Annotated in this window: 1 protein-coding gene; it reads left to right on the forward strand. The window is 30.2% G+C overall.

Translation table 11 applies throughout. The annotated features are described in order from the left end of the window. Window positions 1–20: 20 nt before the first annotated feature. Window positions 21–1,458 (forward strand): S8 family serine peptidase (locus AA088_RS17410; RefSeq protein WP_162199701.1); only part of this gene is annotated, 1,438 nt, incomplete at its 3' end.

Here is a 1,458-nt window from a genome sequence, read left to right on the forward strand (position 1 = left end):
AAATGCAACATTGGCATTTCATGGATATTTTTAATGACACTATACCGGGAATAAGTCTTAATAGAGCATACAAGGAATTAATAAGCAAATCAAAATATAAAGAAAGTATTACAATAGCAATTATTGATAGTGAGCTTGATATTGATCACCCTGATTTAAAAAATCAGATATGGACAAATACGGATGAAGTTCCTAATAATGGATTAGACGATGATAATAATGGCTATATAGACGATATGCACGGTTGGAATTTTATTGGTACTAATGGGCAGGATGAAGTTCCATACACAAGCTTTAGCTCAACTAGGATTATAAAGAAATATAAACCAAAGTTTAAAAATTTCACAAAAGAAAAAATATCGAAGGAAGACTTAAAATACTATAATATATACATTGAAGCATTAAGAGTATATGACCAAGAGCTAAGTCAGCGAAAACGTGATATTGAAATGTACAAGCGAATGATTAAAAAATATAGATCTGCAGAAATTTTTTTTGATTCATTGTTTAATAATAATTATTCGTTAAAACAGCTAGATTCATTAAAAAGGTTATCAAAAAAAGGAGAGGTTATCTTTGAACATGCTAATAACATGCACTATTATCTGAAATATGGCTACACTCCTATATGGTTAAATGACCAAATAAGTTATGAAACTAATATAATTAATACTTTGCTGAACTTTGATCATGATGATAGGGCATTGACTGAAGATAATCCATTCGATATCTTAGATACTGTATATGGAAATAATCATATTCAAGGTACAAGAAAACTAAATCATGCTACAAAGGTAGCTAGTATTATTGCAGCAGAGAAAAATAATGATATTGGTATAGATGGAATTACTAACGATATAAAAATTATGTCTTTAGGAGTTACTGCTGCTGGTGACGAATTTGATAAAGATATCGCTTTGGCAATTCGGTATGCAGTTAATAATGGAGCTAGGATTATAAATTTGAGTATAGGTAGAGAAATATCTCTGTTTCCTGAATGGATAAATGAAGAAATGAAGTATGCTGAACAAAATGATGTATTGATTATAACATCTGCAGGAAACAATGGATATAATCTTGATATTAGAACTAATTTTCCCAATGACACATACAATTCAAAAGAATTTCTGAAGAATTTCATTAAAGTAGGAAACATTTCTTATAAATTGGATAGCACTATAGTAAATAGTTATTCAAACTACGGTTCGAAAGAAGTAGATATTTTTGCGCCTGGAACGGCTATATATACTGATACAAGAACATCTGAAGCTTTTTCAACAGGAACTTCATATTCAGCACCTATAGTCTCAGGAATTGCTGTCCTTATACGTTCCTATTATCCCAATTTAACTGCTGCAGAAGTAAAACAGATACTATTAGAATCAGGAGTTTCATTGGATTTATTAGTGTTAAAGCCATTTCCAGATGGGGAAAAACGAGATCCTAATAAAGTACCTT

Source organism: Kordia zhangzhouensis (genome assembly GCF_001005305.1).
GTDB classification, from domain to species: Bacteria; Bacteroidota; Bacteroidia; order Flavobacteriales; family Flavobacteriaceae; genus Kordia; species Kordia zhangzhouensis.